Source organism: Endozoicomonas sp. GU-1 (genome assembly GCF_027366395.1).
Taxonomy (GTDB): domain Bacteria; phylum Pseudomonadota; class Gammaproteobacteria; order Pseudomonadales; family Endozoicomonadaceae; genus Endozoicomonas.
In genome coordinates, this window is record NZ_CP114771.1 from 2967349 (window position 1) to 2988411 (window position 21063).

18 protein-coding genes and 2 pseudogenes are annotated in these 21063 nt (G+C 48.6%); 12 read left to right on the forward strand and 8 right to left on the reverse strand.

The features are described from left to right. Window positions 1-7 precede the first annotated feature (7 nt). Entirely contained in the window at window positions 8-2491 is a 2484-nt protein-coding gene (locus tag O3276_RS12135; protein WP_269675856.1) for a hypothetical protein, read from the forward strand. Window positions 2492-2537: 46 nt separating this feature from the next. Here O3276_RS12135 and O3276_RS12140 read toward each other — a convergent pair whose 3' ends face one another. After that, a complete protein-coding gene (locus tag O3276_RS12140; protein ID WP_101748037.1) occupies window positions 2538-2939 on the reverse strand; it encodes a phnA protein in 402 nt (133 codons plus the stop codon). Window positions 2940-3043: 104 nt separating this feature from the next. Here O3276_RS12140 and O3276_RS12145 point away from each other — a divergent pair, with 104 nt between their 5' ends. Beyond that, window positions 3044-3712: an N-acetylmuramoyl-L-alanine amidase gene (locus tag O3276_RS12145; protein ID WP_269675857.1), complete on the forward strand. Its 669-nt coding sequence runs from the start codon at window positions 3044-3046 to the stop codon at window positions 3710-3712. Between the two features lie 107 nt (window positions 3713-3819). Here O3276_RS12145 and O3276_RS12150 read toward each other — a convergent pair whose 3' ends face one another. The 4 genes and pseudogenes from O3276_RS12150 to O3276_RS12160 form a co-directional block, all read right to left on the reverse strand. Beyond that, a complete protein-coding gene (locus tag O3276_RS12150; protein ID WP_269675858.1) occupies window positions 3820-3990 on the reverse strand; it encodes a hypothetical protein in 171 nt (56 codons plus the stop codon). 78 nt (window positions 3991-4068) lie between these two features. Beyond that, window positions 4069-4242 (reverse strand): annotated as a pseudogene (locus tag O3276_RS25755) (hypothetical protein); the annotation flags it as partial. After that, the gene (locus tag O3276_RS12155; RefSeq protein ID WP_269675859.1) at window positions 4221-4616 is read right to left on the reverse strand and encodes a hypothetical protein; all 396 of its coding nucleotides are present in this window, start codon (window positions 4614-4616) and stop codon (window positions 4221-4223) included. The pseudogene O3276_RS25755 and the gene O3276_RS12155, both read right to left, overlap by 22 nt. A 40-nt stretch (window positions 4617-4656) precedes the next feature. Next, entirely contained in the window at window positions 4657-5016 is a 360-nt protein-coding gene (locus O3276_RS12160) for a hypothetical protein (RefSeq protein ID WP_269675860.1), read from the reverse strand. A gap of 119 nt (window positions 5017-5135) precedes the next feature. Between O3276_RS12160 and O3276_RS12165 the strand changes: the two genes are divergently transcribed. Next, window positions 5136-5648, forward strand: a complete 513-nt coding sequence (locus tag O3276_RS12165) for a class I SAM-dependent rRNA methyltransferase (RefSeq protein WP_269675861.1) — start codon at window positions 5136-5138, stop codon at window positions 5646-5648. A gap of 28 nt (window positions 5649-5676) precedes the next feature. On the opposite strand, the gene O3276_RS12170 is transcribed toward O3276_RS12165, so the two are convergent. Continuing rightward, window positions 5677-6333 (reverse strand): histidinol-phosphatase, encoded by a 657-nt coding sequence (locus tag O3276_RS12170; RefSeq protein ID WP_269675862.1) that lies wholly within the window; start codon window positions 6331-6333, stop codon window positions 5677-5679. 151 nt (window positions 6334-6484) lie between these two features. Between O3276_RS12170 and O3276_RS12175 the strand changes: the two genes are divergently transcribed. The 3 genes from O3276_RS12175 (at window position 6485) to ptsP (ending at window position 11697) form a co-directional block, all read left to right on the forward strand. Next, complete coding sequence (locus O3276_RS12175) at window positions 6485-8404, forward strand: hypothetical protein (protein ID WP_269675863.1); 1920 nt, start codon at window positions 6485-6487, stop codon at window positions 8402-8404. Between the two features lie 291 nt (window positions 8405-8695). Beyond that, entirely contained in the window at window positions 8696-9187 is a 492-nt protein-coding gene (gene rppH, locus O3276_RS12180) for an RNA pyrophosphohydrolase (RefSeq protein ID WP_101744739.1), read from the forward strand. A 185-nt stretch (window positions 9188-9372) separates the two neighbouring features. After that, complete coding sequence (ptsP, locus tag O3276_RS12185; RefSeq protein WP_269675864.1) at window positions 9373-11697, forward strand: phosphoenolpyruvate--protein phosphotransferase; 2325 nt, start codon at window positions 9373-9375, stop codon at window positions 11695-11697. A gap of 113 nt (window positions 11698-11810) precedes the next feature. Here the strand turns inward: ptsP and O3276_RS12190 are convergent. Further along, a pseudogene (locus tag O3276_RS12190) lies at window positions 11811-12934 on the reverse strand (PilT/PilU family type 4a pilus ATPase). Window positions 12935-12997: 63 nt separating this feature from the next. Then, on the reverse strand, window positions 12998-14032 hold the full coding sequence (locus tag O3276_RS12195; RefSeq protein WP_163370308.1) for a type IV pilus twitching motility protein PilT: 1035 nt from the start codon (window positions 14030-14032) through the stop codon (window positions 12998-13000). Between the two features lie 101 nt (window positions 14033-14133). Here O3276_RS12195 and O3276_RS12200 point away from each other — a divergent pair, with 101 nt between their 5' ends. The 6 genes from O3276_RS12200 (at window position 14134) to O3276_RS12225 (ending at window position 20796) form a co-directional block, all read left to right on the forward strand. Beyond that, entirely contained in the window at window positions 14134-14868 is a 735-nt protein-coding gene (locus O3276_RS12200; RefSeq protein ID WP_269675976.1) for a YggS family pyridoxal phosphate-dependent enzyme, read from the forward strand. Next, entirely contained in the window at window positions 14865-15617 is a 753-nt protein-coding gene (gene proC / locus O3276_RS12205; RefSeq protein WP_269675865.1) for a pyrroline-5-carboxylate reductase, read from the forward strand. Before O3276_RS12200 ends, proC begins: the two co-directional genes overlap by 4 nt. A 151-nt stretch (window positions 15618-15768) precedes the next feature. After that, window positions 15769-16323: a YggT family protein gene (locus O3276_RS12210; protein ID WP_269675866.1), complete on the forward strand. Its 555-nt coding sequence runs from the start codon at window positions 15769-15771 to the stop codon at window positions 16321-16323. Window positions 16324-16725: 402 nt separating this feature from the next. Continuing rightward, on the forward strand, window positions 16726-18933 hold the full coding sequence (locus O3276_RS12215) for a glycoside hydrolase domain-containing protein (RefSeq protein ID WP_269675867.1): 2208 nt from the start codon (window positions 16726-16728) through the stop codon (window positions 18931-18933). Between the two features lie 59 nt (window positions 18934-18992). Next, window positions 18993-20243, forward strand: coding sequence for a serpin family protein (locus O3276_RS12220; RefSeq protein WP_269675868.1), 1251 nt, complete (start codon window positions 18993-18995; stop codon window positions 20241-20243). A gap of 94 nt (window positions 20244-20337) precedes the next feature. After that, on the forward strand, window positions 20338-20796 hold the full coding sequence (locus tag O3276_RS12225; RefSeq protein WP_269675869.1) for a dynein light chain family protein: 459 nt from the start codon (window positions 20338-20340) through the stop codon (window positions 20794-20796). The last annotated feature ends 267 nt before the right edge of the window (window positions 20797-21063 follow it).

Below are 21063 nucleotides of genomic sequence, written 5' to 3' on the forward strand. Positions count from 1 at the left end.
CCTGAATTTGCCGAAAGCCCCAGATCCCGGTGGAGCAAGGCGAAAGCATCCAATACCGAGAGTGGGCAACTGGTCTACAGCACCGGTAACCACGGCAGGGTCAGATGCTGCCCTGAAAGAAGTTCCACACAGCCCTGCTCAGCGGTTTACTCAGAACTCACCGGAAGCTGACTCTAAACATTTGGGGCGTGCAACCAGAGATCAAGTCATAGAAGCTGTTGGAGGTCGTCACACCATTGCCCCTGACTCCAGGTGCTCTGAGAAAGATGAAGGCGGTTACGACTTAAGTGAGGCTATTTGGGAGGCAATGAATGAAGAGGTAGGTCTTCTTTCATCTGGTCACAGCTCAGGTACATCTAGTCCAGATTCATGGCATTTCGTAGACACTAAACCAGATGAGCATGGTGGTACTGAATATTTTATCCGCGCCGAATCTCAAGCTACCCATTGGCCGGACCATCCGCAAAGACAGGCAGCGGAGCCTTGGGTCGCCCTGGGCATGAATGACCCGACGCCCTCTCTGGTATTTGATTTAAATAATCAAAAGATTGATCCGTCAGCGCTGCCTGATCAATCCGAGAATACCAGAATCACTGAGGCGCAAATCCCGAAAATAATGCAACAACTTAAAGCGGTATGTTCTATGGATGCCGCTACCGAGGAAACGATATGGCGCAATATTGGTACTATCCAAATGACTACCAAGGAGATTGATGCAGCCGTTTATGGTGGTAGAGATTCACTTTGTATTGTTCTGGCAAAATGTCTTGAGAGGCCACCATTACCACAACAAGCAGTCTCTCATACCGACGGACGTAACACTCATCCAAGTGAAGCAACGGTAAGACCAGCAGGCATTCAAGCAAGAAACAATAACTGTAGCCTTGCATCCTTCTTTATGTGTCTTTCACATGATGGCGTGCTGGACACCTTGATTAGTGATGCCCAGCGTAGAATTGAAACACTTCAACATTCAGGGAAATCTGATGATGCCAGATCCCTGGAAAGTCTAGTTAGACTACTGAAGAAATTCAATACTGGTGGCAATACTGATAAATATATTCCAAATAATGAACTTGATAAGATCAGATCACACTTTAGCCTGGGAGCAATCGAATTGAAGAGTGAAGCTATCGATTTTGCTTTCAATAAAGGGGGGCCTGTAAGGCTTGTGGTTGAATCGGAATTTATCGATGGCACACAATTAATAAATGACAATAAAAAAGCGGCAATTTCATTAGCAATATCAGCAGTTCCAAAACATGGTTCATTATACGCTACGGTTATCTCTCTTCCTGATTCATCTACAGGTTGTATGGTTCTCAAAGGCACTCCTCTGGTTGCAGGTCAACAGATAACTAAAGCTGATCTTAAGGATTTGAAATTTGTACCCTTTGGAGAACAACTGGAACATAATGAGCTTATTAACAAGATGCTCAGTGAAATCTATGGGTATTTGAATACTGAAGCCGAGCCGTTACAAAGTATATCGCAATTAGAGCGTGTACCCATGTCACTCAAACAAAAAGTCACCTTGATTGAGATGTCTCATGATCGTAAAGAATTAGAAAAAACTACCAGAAAAGCACTAAATTTTAAGACAGCCATAAAGGAGGAAGAAGTTCCTGGAAATTTAAAACTCATAAAAAGGGAAACCAAACCTCACGAGTACAACAGGAATACTATCGGACAGACTATTGAATATTATCATAATGAAAATGACATCCTGAGTTTAAAGCTGACGAAAGAGCACCATCATGCACATAAGGGTGTAATCCGCAAGAATTTTGAGTACTTTGATAAGGACGGGAATCTGTCCGAGAAAATCATTCTTGGAATGGATAAACACTGTCTGCTTGATACTTCTTTCGTTCGTTCCAGGGAATCAGAAAAAGTTGAAAACGGAGAAAGAATCAAAGTTGAAGAAGTGCTGACTGGATATTCACAAAACACTCCACATTCAGGAAATGTAGTAACAACGAAAATAAAGAGAGCGGATAACTTTCAAGATATGATCGATATCTTTATTGATGGCTTGAAAGGTAAATACAGTAACGGTGCTTTAAAGGCACTTTTACCGGAGGGAAAAGATGATTGTCCGGAAGTCATATTCATGGTCATACCTAATGAGGGTAAACACAAAAGGTGTAAATTAGACTGGCAAAAGGATGTTAGCCTGCCCACGTTACAAGGTGACAAAAAAGTCACTTATGGAGCCGATGCCATGGTTGCGATTGCTGAAAGCCACTTTTTAGCCTGGCTAAGAGATCGTAAAAACGGGCTGCTTCACTATTCCGACTCCATGGGCGATAGTGAAGGCAATGTTACGATTCCTGTGGTGGTTACGATGCCGGATCAGAATACAGAAGCCGCGCTACAAATTGCTGATCAAAAGGTCAATGACATTCATAGACACTTCAGAGAAGCCGAAAGAAAGCTAAAAGTGCTTGATAGCCAGATAGCTTTGGTGATGTTAAAGCGAAAAGATTAAAGAACGCTGAGCCATTTAATAAATGGCTCTTTTTTTTGCTCCCTTTTCAGATTTTTGCGGCGTCTGCCCACTGCTCAATGTCAGGCTCAAGGTAAGCATGCTCCAGCGCTTCGATAGCCCAGTCCTGTCTTTCCGATAATTTTCTCAGCAGTCGAAGAGAAACCACCTGAACGGCGGGTATCTGGCTCCAGATACTTTTAGTCAGGCATCGCCAGTGGTTGGGTTCCAGACGTTTTGGCTGCTCCAGTTGCGTTTTACAGGTTTCACAAAGCATCAGACAGTGGTCGTAATCTGGCTCACCGGGTACAGGCTCTACCTCATAAATGGACAGTGGAACGCCGGACGCTTCACACAGTTCACATTTCGATTTTGCCCGCCGTGCCAGGTCCTTTCCCAGCATACTCAGGGCACTCTGTCGCTCCTGATGCTTTAGTAGCCCTTTGGCCATGGTTTATCCTCCAAAAATTTCTTTATCGTTACATCGTGACCGCTTGCAGTCTCTGGATAATCAGACAATGATAAGTTGATTGATATCTGGCTGGCTGCGAGCTTATGACTCTGAATGTGAACAGGGTAAAAACTGTGAACAGGGATGACTGGTTAATTCCTGTGGATTATCTGGTAATTCATTATACAGCGGTAGACCTGAAAGATACGCTGGACATTTTTATGAACCCTGAGTCCTGTGCGTCTGCACATCTGGTGATCGATACGGATGGTGAGATTTATGAACTGGTTGACTGTCTGGATGGCCATGTCTATCGCGGTTGGCATGCGGGGGTTAGTGAGTGGGAAGGCGTTCAGGGGTTCAATGACTGCTCTATTGGCATCGAGCTGGTGAATTATAACGGTAATGTATTCCCGTTTACCGAAGCACAGTACCGGTCGTTGCAGCAGGTGATGGCCAGGTTCAAGGAACACTATCCTGATTTGCGCGACCCTGAGAGGGTGCTTGGTCATGAGCATATTGCCGGCTTTCGTGGCAAAGCTGACCCCGGCGTACTGTTTGACTGGCCCCGTTTTTACCGGGAGAACTACCCGGGGCTGGAGGCCCCCTGCCGTCCTGCGCTATGCCCGAAAGCACTGCAAGAGAGTTTACTGCAACTGCAAAAGAGTGAGCCTGAATCGCAAGCAGAAAAAAGTCAGTTCTGGCGTTCGGTCAGTTTGCTGACAGAAACGACCATTCGTCTTATTGCAGAGGCTAACCCGGATATTTCATAAACGTGCTCCCGCTCTCGCTTGTGCTTTTGCGGGCAACGGGTGGCGGGAAGCGGGCGGCGACCTTTTCGCAGGCTGAATAAAATGATGAGGTTATTCCGGGACAATGCCTATGTCGATCCAAGACCCAGAAGCTGCTCTCCAACGGGCGTCAGTTTAGCGGGCTCTCCGGGTTCCGGGTCCTGTTGATACGGAAAGTTACGCCAGCGCTCAGGCGCTCTTTTGTCACGCCACAGCTGAATACGCTCTTCCCGGTTATCTTCGGTACCCGCCGGGAACATGGAGATATATTGGGTCAGGCGTGGCTTTGAATGGTGGTTCAGGCTGCTGGCATGGGGCAGGCGTGAGTCCCAGAGAATGAAGGTTCCGGCCTTGCCCGCCAGGTGGACAATATCATGGCCTTTCAGCTCTTCATCGGTAAAGAGTAGAGAATTACGATCCAGTGTCGTTTGTTTCCCGGTGTAAAGGCTGGGAACACAACAGAATGCCCCCTGATTTTCCGCCGTATCTGTCAGGTAGAGATCCCCTGGTATCTTGGCAGGAACACTTTTTCCGGATGGCTGTCCAGGTGGATCTGACTGTCATCTTTCTTATCGGGGTGCTCCCAACGCCAGGGCGGTTTGAAGGAGGCTCGATCCAGTCTTACCCAGAGATCGTCTGTCTTTAACAGGTCAGCATACAATCGGTAGACAGGCTCATACTGGCGGACATCCCAGAATGCCTGATGATGATGAATGGGAACAATACCATTACTGCCCAGGTCTTTCCGGTACCAGGTTGTGGGATCATCCAGATTAACCTCCAGAAAGTCGGTAATGGCTCTGATAACGGGCTGGAGTAACGGCCCGGGCACCAGGTCAGGAACGATGATGTAACCTTTTTCCTGCAGTTCGCTTTGATCAATCATTACTCAGGTCCCTTATTTATTGGCTTATTGCGGAACGATTTCAGTGCAGCGTTGACTCCAGTGTCTGAGCCCCATCAAACTCTGAAGGCAAGCTGTCATCAAGGCTATCCAGCAAGGCCATAACTGTTTGGCGGATAATATCCGTGTTCTTGTTCAGCTCATGGTATTTGACAATGCTGATCAGCATTTGTGCCAGGGGATAAATCCGAAGATGGTTTTTAATATCGGCTGGGGATATTTTTCCTGTTGCCCCTTCAACGTAGTCATTGGCCCCCCGGGTAAAACCTTTGTGGGCTGACTCGAGAAGGTCCATCGTTGAGCGTTTATCGACGCTGTCCATCAATGATTGGAGCAGGGTCTTCAATGATTCTTCGTTGTTATGGGAATGGTTATGAGACATCTCTACAGCTCCTGTGACGGTTTTGGTAGAGACTAAAGTTCCATTAAAGGTGTTGGTATCCGTATATTTGCCAGTGTCATAATGATCATTACCGGTTAGTTTATGGTGATAGTGACGGATTGCCCGGGCTGGTGGTTGACCGGTTTGATGAGGTACTGGTGGCACAGATATCCACGGCGGGTATGGAGCAGGTTCGGGATGATGTTGTTGCAGCGTTAAACCAGGTTCTGAAACCTAAAGGTATTTTGTTCAAGAACCGTGGCAATGCCCGCAAGCTGGAAGACCTGCCGCAATATGTTGAGGTGGCTTCCGGAGCGGTTCCGGAAGTGGTGGTACTGGAAGAGAATGGCGTGAGCTTTCAGGTTCCAGTGATGGAAGGCCAGAAAACCGGGTGGTTTTATGATCACCGATTCAATCGGGACCGCCTGCGGCATTATGTAAAAGGTAAACGGGTGCTGGATGTTTTCAGTATGCATTTGCACCGAGATAATATGATCGATTTGCTACGGGCTGGCAGTCGCCATATTGACCGTACCTGCAGATTCTGGACCAGGGGCACCAGGGACCGGATCATCCTGTGCACCCATGCATTTTGGAGACGGACTATATCAAAGCGATTTTTGCCCGGTTGACTGTTCAATAAATGGCCTTTAAGAGACACTAACGGAAACTGATAACTGGCCAGCCATGGGCTTCTGCAAAGCTTTTGAGTTCCGGGTCGGGGTCGACAGCGACAGGGTTGTCGACCTTCTTCAACAGCGGCAGGTCATTTTGAGAGTCGCTGTAGAAGTAGCTGCCTGCCATTGAGTGCTCAGGGTGCTGGTTCAGCCATTCCTGCAGGCGGAGTACTTTCCCCTGCTGATAGGTGGGGATTCCGGTAACGTTGCCAGTATAGCGGTTGTCGCTGATCTCCAGGTCAATGGCCAGCAGGGCATCTACCTTGAACTGGTCAGCAATGGGTTTGGTCACAAAGCGATTGGTCGCGGTGATGATCATAATATAATCACCACGCTGGCGGTGGTGTTCTATCCTGGCCAGTGCTTTATCCAACAGGATGGGGCTGATAACCTGTGCCATAAACTGACCATGCCAGGTTGCAAGCGCTTCCAGGGAGTATTGTGTTAATGGTTCAAGGCAAAAATCCAGATACTCCCGGATGTCCATAACCCCCTGTTGATACTGTTTATAAAAACGGTGGTTACCTTCCCTGAAGCGTTCACTATCCACCAGGCCATTGGTGGCCATAAACTCTCCCCACAGGGCATCACTGTCGCCAGCAATGAGAGTATTGTCCAGATCAAAGATTGCCAGGGTCATTGTTACTCCGGTTTATTATTCAGGCCGAGTGTTTCGGGATTATACAGGTTCTTTTTCAACCCAAAAGCAATTACCCAATTCCGAATATTAAGTTTTTTGAATTTTTTATTACCAAGACTGTCTAAGAGTTTTTCTTCAATTGAGTTTTGTTATGGAAAGAAATAGTGGTGTATTACCAGGTACGCCATTTGGCCTGATGAATGGTTATGATTACCCTAACACTGGTCAGACTGATTCAGCAGTTTTTGGCCAACGTCAAGTATCAAATTGCCGCCCTGAAGCAGGAACAAATTATCTGGCTGATGCGAGTAGTAATGATCCAAACTGGATTGAGAAAGATCTGTATAACCTGCTTGATGAGAGTGGACGAGGTTTAGCTCCGAAAACAACCAGTTATTCTACTTCTACGAGTCATTTAAATGTCCTGCAAGGCCATCGTACTCATGTGTCGTCGATGACTGAGTTATCCCCATCTACGCCTGTTGAAACTTGTCTGGCGGATCAGCAAAGAGAGAACCTCTCTTCTGTGTTTCCGCCAACTAACTGCATCATACCACAGCCGTTTGCAGAGCCTTATGCTCAACCAGTGGATAATAGCTTTAGCCATTTATGGCAGCAAAGGCAGGTATCCAACACAGGGTCTGAAACGGTGGATGGTTATTTAAGCAAACCCACCCCATCGGGAGATCATGTGGTATCAGCTCCAGTTAATTTGATGGAAAACCTGAGTATCGGTGAGCTGTCTGGAGCAGTCAGTATTCCGAACTTTTGGCCACCGGCAGCAGAAGCAAGTGCTGACCCTGTACAAACACAGGATTTTGCACCGCCCCAGACACCTCATGCAAGTAAACCTGTCTCTTCGACCAATCATAATGAAGGAGTAATTACCGCTGCAGATTTGGAGTCATCAGCGGCGGATGTACACAGTTCTCAACAACTTCCGGCTTTTTTAAGAAAAAAAATTCTGATTTCCCATTGGGACTTATTGGCAAATTATGCAAAGTCCCATCAAGGCGGGACCAAACAATGGGCTAAAGCGTGGCAGAACGCCCTTGATTTTGCCTTGCAGTGCTCTGAGGAGGACTATCACTACAATTTGAATGTGGCGAAAGCTTTAACAAGACTCAAGCATATGAACCGGGCAAAAGAGATTTTGCTTGATCAGCTGGCTACGTCTAATGATCAGAGATATCTTTTGGGTGTTAACAAACAGTTAGGATTCTTATTTTATAAAGAACAGAGCTACATCACTTCCATAAAATATTTTATGCGTGGTTTTGTAGGCACGATGGATGTCCCTAATGATACCTACTCATTTATACATTCCGCAATGAAGCAAACTATTAGAATGTGTGATGACAAGCAATTTGTAACCAATGCTGTTTGCTGGTTCAATTATCTGCAGCCCAAGACAAGAAAAAATAAAGTAGAGATCTCGAATTTTATCTTTCCACTCTATTATTCGTCCATGTCTTTCCTGGGAACTGCACCGACTTACACGGAGTATCTGCCGCCAGATCAGATGAAATGGGCCATTACCCGATGGAAAGATCTGGAATCCCTGGCTGCGAGCCTGAAGCCAGGAGATCCTAATTGGTTTACGTCCTGGACTTGTGCCTTGAATTTTGCGTTGGAGTGTAAAAAGCTGAATTATCATTTCAACCTCAATGTAGCGATAGCATTAACCCGGTTGAATCAGCTGGATCTGGCCATCGACACTCTGTTCCAGCAGTTGTATGTGCCTGAATATGCAAGTGACCACACGTACTTGATGGCCATAAATAAGCAACTGGGGTTTATCTTTTTCAGAAAAGGTGAGTATCTGGACTCTATTCATTACTATATGAATTGCTTTGATGGCTCAAGAGCTTTAGCCGACAAGACCTACCAGTATATAACCATCGCCATGCGCGCTTTCCAGGACGACGTGGACCCTGAATTCAGTCGTTCAGCAAATGACTGGTATAACCGGCTTTACTCACAATCAATGGAAGACAAACGGCTGTTCGGGAAGAAACGGACCTCTGTAACAAAGGCCCCCTTGTTACCTCTGGATTCTGCATCCGTGTAGTAGTGCAGTCTATCCCGGATATTTTCGAACAGCCTCCTGGTACGTCATGTCAATGAGTTTGATAGTTCCAATCGCCATTCACCCTGAAGGTTTGCTGTGTTGTATCCGTTTGTGAAACAATGCGTGATAAGTAATAGTTTAAGTGGCCACCGACAAGTGATTGCGTCTAAATCCTGTTGTTCTTTGAACAGTCAGCTTCATGCCTCGTTTTAGTGTGGAGTTATGATTATGTTCCCGGAAGTGGGGGGGATATTCGTACCATAGGATGGTGGCTCTAAGGTAGCCATAAACGTGATTGACATCGATGGATTCAGGCCAAATGTAGGCATTATCCTGGCGAATCATCACGGTCAGTTATTGTGGGCTCGGCGGATCAGGCAGGATGCCTGGCAATTTCCCCAGGGTGGTATCAATGATGGGGAGACGCCGGAAGATGCCATGTACAGAGAGCTGTTTGAGGAGATAGGTCTTCATCCTGAAGATGTTGAAATCCTTGGCTGCACCCGGGGGTGGTTACGTTATCGTCTACCGAGACGACTCGTCCGCCGGGATCAGCAACCGCTGTGCATCGGGCAGAAGCAGAAATGGTTTTTGCTGCAGCTGCTGAGCAATGATGACCGTATCCGGGTTGACCACACGAGGTCTCCGGAATTTGATGGCTGGCGCTGGGTGAGTTACTGGTACCCTCTTGGTCAGGTGGTTTCTTTTAAAAGGGAAGTCTACAGGCGGGCACTGAAAGAGTTGGTACCCAGAATTGGGAAGTTACAGTCCAGAGGGGGGTAACAGGTTGCCAGGAGCCTGTCGGACTCAAGCGTCCGTTCAGCCTCCCGGACCCAATGGATATTTCTTTAAACCTGTTGGCTGCAGTAACAGGAAAGGTGTTAACAGGCAATATAATTTGCCATGGATTGCTATTGTACTGTTAAAGTAGTTGCAGCAAGTATTATCAGACCGGGTACGTGATAGACATGCTAAACACCCTGCGCAATATCGTACAGGAAGTCAGTTCTGCCTCTGATCTACAGGTGGCACTGCAGATTATTGTGCAGCGGGTTCGTGGTGCCATGAACACTGAGGTGTGCTCGGTTTATCTATACGATTCGGAGAGCACCTCTTATACGCTGATGGCTTCAGAGGGTTTGAACCCTTCCGCGGTCGGACAGGTGACTCTCTTTCATTCTGAAGGTCTTGTTGGGCAGGTGGGGCTGCGGGAAGAGCCCATAAACCTCGAAGATGCCGCTTCTCACCCGAAATTTCACTATATCCGTGAAACCGGAGAAGAGCGATTCACCTCTTTTCTCGGTGTCCCCATTATCCATCACCGTAATACGCTGGGTGTGCTGGTGGTTCAGCAGGTTGAGCAGCGACGTTTTGATGAACACGAAGAAGCGTTTCTGGTCACCATGTCAGCCCAATTGGCAGGGGTTATTGCCCATGCCCAGGCAACCGGCTCGATCAATAATGTCTCCACGCCCACCCGCAAAAAACGAATTGCCCGCTTTCAGGGGAGTGCCGGTGCTACAGGGGTAGCCATTGGTGAGGCGGTGGTGATTACGCCTCCGGCCGATCTTGGTGCAGTACCTGAGCGTACCTGCAAGGATATAGATCTGGAACTCGCCTTGCTGGACGATGCGCTGGCTGCGGTGCGAAAAGAGATGAAAGACACCGCTGAACGACTGTCTGACCGTTTACCTGCCGAGGAACATGCACTCTTTGATGTGTATCTGAGAATGCTGGATGACCGGGCCCTCGGGCAGGAGATAAGAGAGCGGATTCGGGGCGGATCCTGGGCACAGGGTGCCTTGAGACAGGTGATTGAAGAGCATATCCGCAATTTCGAAATGATGGACGATCATTATCTCCGTGAACGGGCTGCCGACGTCAGGGACCTGGGGCGCAGAGTACTTTCTCATCTCCAGCAGGGAGAGCATGCGAGGGTTGAATACCCGGCGAATACTATTCTGATCAGTGAGGAGCTTTCTCCGGTTATGCTGGGCGAGGTGCCACAGGAGTCACTGGCGGGTCTGGTTTCCAAGCAAGGTTCCAGTAACTCCCATGTGGCTATTCTTGCCCGCGCTTTAGGCGTGCCTACCGTCATGGGGGTGGTTGATCTGCCTTTCCATAAGCTGTCCGGCAAAAAGCTGATTGTGGATGGTAATCTTGGCCTGATTTATTCTTCTCCGGCCCAGGAGCTGCTGGATTATTACACCGAAGTGCTGGAAGAGGAAAATCAGTTCAGTAAGGGGCTGGAAGCCATCAGAGATCTGCCCTGTGAGACCCCGGATAATTACCGTATTCCGCTCTGGGTCAACACCGGACTGATGACCGATACCATCCGCTCACTGGACAGAGGGGCTGAAGGCGTTGGTCTTTATCGGACTGAAGTCCCTTTTATGGTTCGGGACCGCTTCCCCAGTGAATCCGAACAGGAAAAGATTTACCGACACCAGCTTGAAGCTTTTGCACCACGCCCCGTGACCATGAGAACCCTGGATATTGGCGGGGATAAGTCGCTGAGTTATTTCCCCATCAAGGAAGATAATCCTTTCCTTGGCTGGCGGGGGATTCGGGTAACACTGGATCATCCGGAAATCTTTCTGGTGCAGGTCCGGGCCATGTTGAAAGCCAGCGTGGGCCTGGATAATCTCCGGATTATGTTGCCGATGGTATCCAGTATTTTTGAAGTCGAGGAAGCGCAACACCTGATTCACCGGGCCCATGCAGAAGTGCTTGCTGAAGGCCTGCCAGTCTCCATGCCACCGGTGGGTGTGATGGTGGAAGTGCCCGCTGCCGTTTATATGGTCAAGGACCTGGCACAACGTGTCGACTTTCTTTCCATCGGATCAAATGACCTTATTCAATACCTGCTGGCCGTAGACCGCAACAACCCCCGGGTATCTGACCTTTATCACTCCTTTCACCCCGCCGTACTGCATGCCTTGCAGAAGGTTGCGGACGATGCCCATCAGGAAGGAAAGACCGTCAGCATCTGCGGTGAAATGGCGGGTGACCCTGCTGCAGCGGTACTGTTAATGGCCATGGGCTTCGATATGCTGTCGATGAGTGCCGTGAATCTGTTAAAAGTCAAATGGGTGTTAAGACGCATCGGTATGGATCGTGCGAAAATGATATTGTCCGATTTAATGAAGCACGACAATGCGCAGGTGATTCGCAGCTCCCTGGAACTTGCCCTGTGTAAAGAAGGCATGGGCAAGGTTCTTGGGATCAAGAGTCGGCGTTTCTCAGGAGGCTGTCCGAGAATAGCGCCCGTAGCGAGGATGGCAGAAAATTGAGGATAAAAATTTCGTTTTGTGAGGTGAATAGCGGGGCTATTTGCCGAACAAAACGGAATTTTTAGACCAATTTGCTGCCACCGCAGTAGGGCAGTCTATTCTCGGTCAGCCTCCTAGGCTTCTTCCATCTGCAAGGTCAATTTACCAGAACGCTGGGTAAGATAACTCTCATCCACCTCTGAACCCAGCTTAATCATCAGACGCAAGTCGTTTGCAGAATCAGCATGCCGGATGGCGTCTTCATAGCTGACCTCGCCAAGGTTGTAGAGATCAAATAATGCCTGATCGAACGTCTGCATGCCCAGCTCCCGGGATTTTTTCATTAACTCTTTCAGTGCATGAACATCCCCTTTGCGAATCATATCCTGGGCCAGGGGAGTATTCAGTAACACTTCTATGGCCGGAAGCCGCCCTGTGCCATCCAGAGAAGGAACCAGCTGCTGGGCGACAATGCCCTTCAGATTCAGCGAAAGATCCATCCAGACCTGGTGATGGTGTTCCGGGGGAAAAAGTGAAGAATGCGATCCAATGCCTGGTTGGCATTATTGGCATGCAGCGTTGCCAGGCACAGATGGCCGGTTTCCGCGAAGTTCAGGGCATATTGCATGGTATCCTGACTGCGAATTTCACCAATCATAATGACATCAGGAGCCTGACGCAGGGTGTTTTTCAGTGCCACTTCATAAGATTTGGTATCAATCCCCACTTCCCGCTGGGTTACAATACACCTTTTGTGCTGATGGATAAATTCAATGGGGTCTTCAATGCTGATGATATGACCTGTGTCGTTTTCATTACGATAGCCAAGCATCGCCGCCAGGGTTGTTGACTTCCCCGTGCCGGTAGCGCCCACCAGGATAACCAGCCCTCGTTTGACCATGGTCAGGTCTTTCAGGATAGGCGGAAGTTTCAACTGTTCAAAACCGGGTATTTTCTCTTCAATTCGGCGCAAAACCATCCCTGACTGGTTTCTCTGCTGAAAAGCACTGACCCGGAACCGGCCAATCCCCATTTTGGCAATGGCAAAATTACACTCATGCTTCAGCTCAAACTCCAGGCGCTGCTTCTCATCCATGACCCCAAGCACCAAATCATTTGCTTCTGTGGCCGTCAACGGTGTCTTGTTGACAGGTATCAAACGTCCGTCAAGCTTGACACTGGGGGGATAGCCGGCAGTGATAAACAGATCCGATGCTTTTTTTACGGCAACCAGTTTTAATAATTTTTCAATATCCATTTATTATCACATTGACGTTAAAAGACAGCCTGGCGTTCACTCCCGGTAAACGGTGATCTGAAATTAGAATGCGTCACGGTCCTTGGCCTTTTCACGGGCCACATCACGAGAGATCAGTCCCTTTTTCATCAGGTTCGTCAGGCACTGATCCAGTGTTTGCATGCCAAGCCCACCGCCGGTCTGAATGGCCGAGTACATCTGGGCAACCTTATCTTCGCGAATCAGGTTTCGAATACCTGCCGTGCCAAGCATAATCTCATGGGCAGCTACCCGGCCTCCACCGTTTTTCTTCAAAAGTGTTTGCGAGATCACAGCCTGGAGTGATTCCGAGAGCATTGAACGCACCATGGACTTCTCTTCCGCCGGAAATACATCGACGATACGGTCAATGGTTTTTGCCGCCGAGGTGGTGTGCAACGTACCGAACACCAAATGACCGGTTTCCGCAGCGGTCATCGCCAGTCGGATGGTTTCCAGGTCACGCATCTCACCGACCAGAATAATATCGGGATCTTCACGCAACGCAGAGCGCAGGGCATTGCTGAAGCTATGGGTATCCCGATGCACTTCCCGCTGGTTAACCAGACACTTTTTCGGGGTGTGGATAAATTCAATGGGGTCTTCGATGGTCAGGATATGCTGATATTTGGTGTCATTAATGTAATCCATCATGGCCGCCAGCGTGGTGCTCTTGCCAGAGCCGGTAGGGCCAGTCACCAGCACTAACCCCCGGGGTTTATCCGCAATGGTTTTAAATACCTGTCCCATGCCCAGATCATCCATGGTCAGTACTTTACTGGGGATAGCCCGGAACACCGCCCCCGCTCCCCGGTTTTGATTGAAAGCATTGACGCGGAAACGGGCAACGCCCGGTACTTCAAACGAGAAGTCCGCTTCCAGGTGCTCTTCCAGATCTTTACGCTGTTTGTCGTTCATGATGTCATAGATCAAACCATGAACTTCTTGCTGCTCCATGGGCGGCAGATTGATACGGCGTACATCACCGTCGATTCGAATAATTGGCGGAAGTCCTGCCGACAGATGCAGATCCGAAGCCCCCTGTTTATAGCTGAACGCCAATAGCTCAGTAATATCCATTTATTATCCCCCTTACACCAGGAAGCAGGTAAACTATGAGATTGTCAGGGAATAGCGCTCTTCCCGGACAACTTTCCTGCCAATTTATTATTTACCCGGTAATGTACAACCTGATGACCTTATTACAAAACCGATTTCAACGGGTTTATGACCGAATTCATCAAGCTGAGCAAGCCTGCAATCGCAACGAGCAAGTGCAACTGCTGGCAGTCAGCAAAACCAAACCTGCCTCTATGGTGCGTGAAGCATGGCATCTGGGTCAAAAGCATTTTGGCGAAAACTACCTTCAGGAAGCCCTGGGCAAAATGGATGAGCTCAGTGACCTTGCGGATATCCACTGGCATTTCATCGGTCCCATCCAGTCCAACAAAACCCGGGATATCAGTAGTCACTTTGACTGGGTTCACAGTGTTGACCGGCTGAAAATCGCGCAAAGGCTGAATGATCAACGTCCCCGGGAGCTCCCCCCGTTAAATATCTGTCTGCAAGTGAACATCAGCGACGAAGCGTCAAAAGCCGGGATCAGCCTGAATGAGCTGCCAGCGCTGGCACCCTCCATTGCCCGTTTACCCCACCTGAAGCTGCGTGGCCTGATGGCTATTCCCGCCCCGGAAACCGACCCTGACCGACAGCGCGAGCCTTTCCGGGCACTGACCAATGCGTTACATTTCCTGAATACCGAGTTCTCACTGACGATGGATACCCTGTCCATGGGCATGACGGATGATCTTGAGGCAGCAATTCAGGAAGGTTCAACCATGGTTCGTATTGGTACTGCACTGTTTGGCTCCAGAACCTCTGCCCATCAAGCGCCTGAAAGGGACAGCAACGCATGAATGAATCAACCATTGCTTTTATCGGTGCTGGCAATATGGCCAGCAGTATTATCGGTGGCCTGATCAATAATGGCTGGCCAACCTACCAGTTGATTGCTTCCGCCAGAACGGCAGAAACATTGTCCGATATCCGCGAAAAATTTAATATTGCCACCACCGTGGATAACCACCAGGCCGTCAGCCAGGCGGACATCATTATGCTTTGTGTGAAGCCACAGGTGATGAAAGCGGTTCTGACCGATTTAAGCCCATCCATAAAACCGGATGCCCTGGTTATCTCCGTCGCTGCCGGCATTACCATGGAAAGTCTGCAGAACTGGGGCGGCGAGCACCTTTCGATCGTGCGCAGCATGCCAAACACACCTTCTGCGCTGCAATGCGGTGCCAGCGGTTTGTTTGCTAACACAAACGTCAGTACTGCCCAAAAAGCGCTGACCGATGATATTTTTAATGCCATTGGTATTGCCAGGTGGGTCGACCATGAGTCGTTAATTGATGCGGTCATTGCCGTTTCCGGCAGTGGCCCGGCCTACTATTTCCTGCTGATGGAAATTATGGAACAGGTCGGTGTTCGCCTTGGCCTTGATGCAGAAACCTCAAGACAGCTGACCCTGCAAACGGCCCTGGGGGCTGCCAGGATGGCAACGGAAAGTGATGTTGATGTCGCCGAGCTTCGTCGTCGCATTACCTCTCCCAACGGAACCACGGAACAGGCCATAAAGACGTTTCAGGAACAGGGGGTTGCCTGAGCTGGTGGCACAGGCGATGAATGCTGCCGTCAACCGGTCGATAGAACTGGCAGACACACTGCAAGACTGATTCTGTTGAAGGGCGATGGAAAGCGGTAATATGCGCAAAGATTATTAAATTATTTTGACCAAAGGGTAACCAATACACTCTATGTCTGCACTTTCTTCGAGTCTCAGCTTCCTGATCCAGACCCTGGGCGGTTTGTATATCATGGCTGTGTTGATTCGCTTCCTGCTTCAGCTGGTTCGAGCCGACTTTTATAACCCGATTTCTCAAGCTATCGTGAAAGCCACATCGCCACTGCTCAACCCCATCCGCAAGATAATTCCCGGTTATGGCGGTGTGGACATGGCCTCTCTGGTTCTGGCGCTGATACTTCAGATCGCACTGCTCTACGTACTGCTGTTGATAGGCGGTTTCTCTCCGGCAACCATTCCTTTCCCCAGTGTCCTGATCAGCAGCCTGATTAAACTGGGCATCGAGTTTCTGAATATTTATATGTTCAGTCTGATCATTATCGCCATTGCCAGCTGGGTAGCGCCGAACAGCTATAACCCGGGACTGATGCTGCTGTTCCAGATTACCGAGCCACTCACCAGCCGTATACGCAAAGTGATCCCACCCCTTGGCGGGCTGGATTTTTCCCTGATGGTTCTGGTGATCATTATTATTACCCTGAAGAATTTTCTGGGTGCCCTGGCCTGACTCTGCCAATCTGACCACTGGCGCTTCTGCATCAGCGTCAGTGTCTCACCCTCCATTTCAGATTCTTTAAACTGTCTTCTTTCCGTCGATATTAAGGCTACCCCCAAACAACTGTGAGGCAGCTGAAAGGATCATGGAACAGGCCATTGAGTACATGCTTCGAAAGTTTATATGGCCGAAAGCAAGGTTAACTGGCAAAACAACCAGACAATGGTTTGCATCAGCTGCCTGTATTTTAAGCCTCAGCAGTCCTTTCTCTTCGGCTAGTGATGAAAAACTACTGCTGAGTGAAGCGGAATCCCCCCCCCCTTTATCCACACCTTCCAGCAGTCCGACTTTAAGAATGGGTCTGAGCTGATCATCAGCGGTAATAATGGCTCAGACAACCAACAAATCCTGATTGTGCGGATTGATAATGAAAGCTCCGCAGATTACCGATCCAGGGTCAACCAGGAGTTCACACTCTCACCCGGTCCGTTTGCCGTGGTAATGCCCCTCTCAGGGCTGAAAACATCCGGCGGACAACCCTTTACACAGCCATACACCAAACTGTTTGTGTTCAGTGCCGATATGTGGGCGGGCATCGAGCTGGAAAAAATCCATATCAGCTCCGCCGCCAGTCTGCCCGACAACACCCTGGCGCTGGATTTTGGCTCAGGCGACAGCGCGGCTTTCCCCGGCTTTGAATCCATTAGCAAAAACAGCTCATACCTGAAAGGCAAAATCACCGAACGGGTTCGTACTTCCGGTGATGCACTGATTCGGGATGGTATTGCCGGGGCTACCAGCCTGCAGATCCCCTGGTCGGATGGATTATGGAAACTCAGCCTGTGGACACAGGACCAGGGAGAGTGGGAGTACCTGCCTCATTTTCTTAACCGGCAAATCATCGCCAATGGCACCACCATCGTTGATGAGAAGTTTACCCAGGAACAGTGGATCAATGACGTTTATCTGGCTGGCAGGAAAAAAGAAGGCGGTATCGATGGGGACTTGTGGGCGTTGGTTGGTGAACGCCGAAGTCACTTTATTAGCAAAAACATTGGTGTCATCAACGGGATGTTGACTATCGATCTGACCGGTGACTATGACGCCAGATACCTGGCGGCTCTGGTTCTGGAACCTATTAAAGGTACCTTTGCTCAGGCCACCCAGAAAAAACGACAGGAACGACTGCTAAATCAATGGCCTGTAGCGACTGAGCCATACACCCCGCCAGACTCACTGTCACTGGCAGATATCAGCCAGCAGGTAAAAGATGATGACGCTTTTTATCTGGCCGCCAGAAACAGCCTGCTGAACCTGACCTTTGAAATAGCCAGCCCGATGGATGATGTTGCACCCGCCGTTGTGGTTACCCCGCCCAAATCGCCGGATGGAGAACCCTTAACGGTCATCACCCGCTATGGGCACTGGCGCTATGAAAGACCAACGCCCAATGCCACGTCACTGATACTGGATGACAGTTATCTCCGTGCCGATATGGCAAGCCTTCGCCTCTCCAGCAAAAGGCCCAGACGTCTCTATGTTCAGGTGGAAGTTCCCGCTGAAGCACGTGCTGGCGACTACGCTGGTATGATTCAGCTGTTCAGCGGTGGTGAACTGCGCTTGCTGCATTACAAAGTACGGGTACTTCCGACCGTACTGCCAGAACTGGAAACCCCTGTAGGCCTCTACCTGGAACCACCACCTTACTATCAGTGGTTCAAGGCACTGGTAGGACAGAGTGCCAATGCCACCTCCTGCGATCTTTCCCTGCTGGCTTCCCACGGTTTCAGCACGGTTGCCCCGGCATTGGCAACACCCGGCACCGAGACCGGACGACAGACGTTTATTCAGCAACTGCAACAATTAATGCGCTTTGGCTTCGACGGCAAGATTCTGGCTTACGCACCGTTGAAACGCCTGTTAAGTCAGAAGGGCGAAACAGAGGCAATAGCGGACTTAAAACAGCTGCAACAGTTATCAAAGGACCAGAATCTCCCTGACATTTACTGGTCAATTTTTGACGAGCCAGCCAAAGATCACTTTTCGCAAATAAAGAACACCGCCAGAGTGCTAAACGATAACGCCCAGCCATTGAAAACGGCTGGCCATTCGAACCATGACCATCAGGCTGAACTTGCCGAAGTAACGGATCTACTCCTGATCAACCACGGCACCGAAGTGACCGAAGAAAATATTGACGATTGGCAGGAAAACAGCACGGTCTGGCTATACAACATGCCCAACCCTCGGTTAGCAGCTGGCCTGTACCTCTGGCGCTCCGGTGCTGAGGGCTATTTACAATGGCATGGCCGTATGCCGACTGCCGACCCATTTGATCCCATCGATGGTCGGGAGGGGGATGTTATGTATATCTACCCATCTGCCAGCCGGTGTCCGGAAGTTCTGGACATTCATCGCCGTTTTCTTGATTTGCATGAAGCGACCCTTGATCTGCGTTGGTTACAATGGCTTGAGGGTATATCCCACAAACAAACGGAAGCCCAACAGCTTCTGGCGGAACTTCGGGCAGAGATACCGCCACAATGGGAACGGGCGGCATTAATAACAGAGGCACAGCGGATGGCAATACGTGACCGGATACTGTCAATCATCAGTAGATAAAAAGCATGGAAGCAGCGAGTTTTCTCACTCATTAATAATTATCAAATGGAGAGAATATTATGGGACCGATATCGTCAGGCCCAACACGATCAGTGCCATTGGAGCCATTAACTCCCCCGGACACATCCTCCCGGAGCGATTTATCGGCCTCTGATATTGTTGAAAAACTGATGGATACCGTATCGTTTGCGATCCTGAGTATTACCGACAAAAAAAGCAGGGTAGTGTCTTCTGCCAGCCTGGCACCGGTTCTGGGCATGGTTCTGGCCTGTATGAAAGATAACGCCAAGAAGGAATTGCTCCTGAAAATCCCCCCGGGCTCGTTAACTGAAGAGCTTGAGATGGAAATCCATCAAAAGCTTGGTGAATTCAGCAAAGACCGCCCTTATGATGAAACTGGCAAGATCATCTCTGCCGCTAACTTTGTTGGTACAGCCTCTATTACCACGGATCAGTATCTTGACCGGATACTGTCTGAATGTTATCAAACCCAAACGTTGGAAATTGATAAAGAGAACGTAGCGGACGCCGCAGATACTTTTGTTAAAGAGAAAACCAAAGGAAAAATTCAACAGTTGTTTGATGATCTTACTGAATATGAGCGGAGCCAGATTTCATTGGTATTAGGTAATGTGATGGAAATCCGGGGTGTCTGGAGGGAAGCTTTTCCCCTGAATAGTAAGGCTTCGAGCCTTTTTCTGTGCGCAGATGGAACTATGAAAAGCGTCAGGAAGATGCGTATAAAAGAAGATTTACACTATGCTGGCAATAAAGTGTTTACTGCGATTGCCAAAGATTTCCGATCGGAAAATGGGGAAGATCTTAAATTGGTCGCGATAACACCGAACAAGACCAGTGCGACAGCGATTAACAAACTTGATTCTGAAACCATTAACCATCTGATTGGCAAATTGGATGAAAGTAAAGCGGAGATTACGCTGGATCTTCCAGTTATAGAAGTAAAGCAAGGTGGTGATACTGAACTACTGGAAAAAATTACAGATGCCCTGGGAACATCCATAACAGCTCCGGATTTGTCCAGGTTAAACCCATCACCCACTTATAATCTGCGGATGGTGCAGAAAATCAAAGTATCCGTTGACGAAGAGGGTGCTGACAGCACAATTGCCACTGCTGCAACAGCGGCTTCAAGGGGGGACGAAAACACCTTTAATATTGACTGCCCCAGCTATATAGCCATTGTAGGCAGCAAAGGTAATCGGTTGCTTGAGATGGTCATTAAGGATGACAGCTTTTTGGTGCCTGATGGTTCGCCTGTGATCATGCCCCCCCCAGGATCAGGAAGATAGTTATCTGTCGGATGATGATGTTTTTTCGGATGATGAAGAGTATTTCAATAACCGGTCAACATTCAGGAAAGACGAACTTGTTCAAAATGTTAGGGTGAATTCTACCGAGACACATCCACAAGCCAGTAAAATCAATAAAGATTTTCCTAAATCTGAATTTTCACCAGCCAAAAATGAGCAGTTACAAAAAGACGGAAAAAGCAGTATTGAAGCCACTATTGCCTCTACATTAGAGGAATTATCTGCTGCCCCTCATAAAGCTATTGATGTCAGTACTTTAATACAACATGTATTTAACCCGACCGGGAAGCTTGATATTAAAGGTGCCATGGCCGCCAGGGAAATAGCCCTGGGTATCGTGGTTAATTCTTTGAACGATGCCATTAAGATTAAACAAGAAATATTACAATCCATTGGAGAAAAACATGAAGAATCTGTTAAAATCTGGCAGGATGAAAAGCCTGTTAAAGTCGTGGTTTCATCCATCGCTTGTAAAACACTGTTTGAGAACTTAACTTCTGAATTTAATTTCAATGCACAATCCGGAGATTAATTATCTCCGGTTTTTTTTAACAAAGCCTCACAGAATCCGCTTGCAGATATCGGTCAACAATTTACCCTGCATGCAATTTGCGATTGGTATGCTCAACTTCTACCGGGTGCACCTGTGTATGTGTTGCTGCCACAGGCTACAGCAGTCTGATTGAGAATAGACCAAAGATTGTGACCGCCCAGGGAACTATTATCCGCATAAAATGTCTTAATAATATCCAGGTCGGCAATGCTGAATATCCATTTATCAGATCAATACTGTAAATCA

What these genes read in the sequence shown, in the direction of transcription:
- proC (WP_269675865.1), top strand. Translation starts at nt 14,865, where the DNA reads ATGAATGAATCAACCATTGCTTTTATCGGTGCTGGCAATATGGCCAGC.
- O3276_RS12150 (WP_269675858.1), bottom strand. Translation starts at nt 3,990, where the DNA reads ATGTTCCCGGCGGGTACCGAAGATAACCGGGAAGAGCGTATTCAGCTG.
- O3276_RS12155 (WP_269675859.1), bottom strand. Translation starts at nt 4,616, where the DNA reads ATGATTGATCAAAGCGAACTGCAGGAAAAAGGTTACATCATCGTTCCT.
- O3276_RS12175 (WP_269675863.1), top strand. Translation starts at nt 6,485, where the DNA reads ATGGAAAGAAATAGTGGTGTATTACCAGGTACGCCATTTGGCCTGATG.
- ptsP (WP_269675864.1), top strand. Translation starts at nt 9,373, where the DNA reads ATGCTAAACACCCTGCGCAATATCGTACAGGAAGTCAGTTCTGCCTCT.
- O3276_RS12170 (WP_269675862.1), bottom strand. Translation starts at nt 6,333, where the DNA reads ATGACCCTGGCAATCTTTGATCTGGACAATACTCTCATTGCTGGCGAC.
- O3276_RS12220 (WP_269675868.1), top strand. Translation starts at nt 18,993, where the DNA reads ATGGGACCGATATCGTCAGGCCCAACACGATCAGTGCCATTGGAGCCA.
- O3276_RS12145 (WP_269675857.1), top strand. Translation starts at nt 3,044, where the DNA reads ATGACTCTGAATGTGAACAGGGTAAAAACTGTGAACAGGGATGACTGG.
- O3276_RS12200 (WP_269675976.1), top strand. Translation starts at nt 14,134, where the DNA reads ATGTACAACCTGATGACCTTATTACAAAACCGATTTCAACGGGTTTAT.
- O3276_RS12195 (WP_163370308.1), bottom strand. Translation starts at nt 14,032, where the DNA reads ATGGATATTACTGAGCTATTGGCGTTCAGCTATAAACAGGGGGCTTCG.
- O3276_RS12210 (WP_269675866.1), top strand. Translation starts at nt 15,769, where the DNA reads ATGTCTGCACTTTCTTCGAGTCTCAGCTTCCTGATCCAGACCCTGGGC.
- O3276_RS12160 (WP_269675860.1), bottom strand. Translation starts at nt 5,016, where the DNA reads ATGTCTCATAACCATTCCCATAACAACGAAGAATCATTGAAGACCCTG.
- O3276_RS12140 (WP_101748037.1), bottom strand. Translation starts at nt 2,939, where the DNA reads ATGGCCAAAGGGCTACTAAAGCATCAGGAGCGACAGAGTGCCCTGAGT.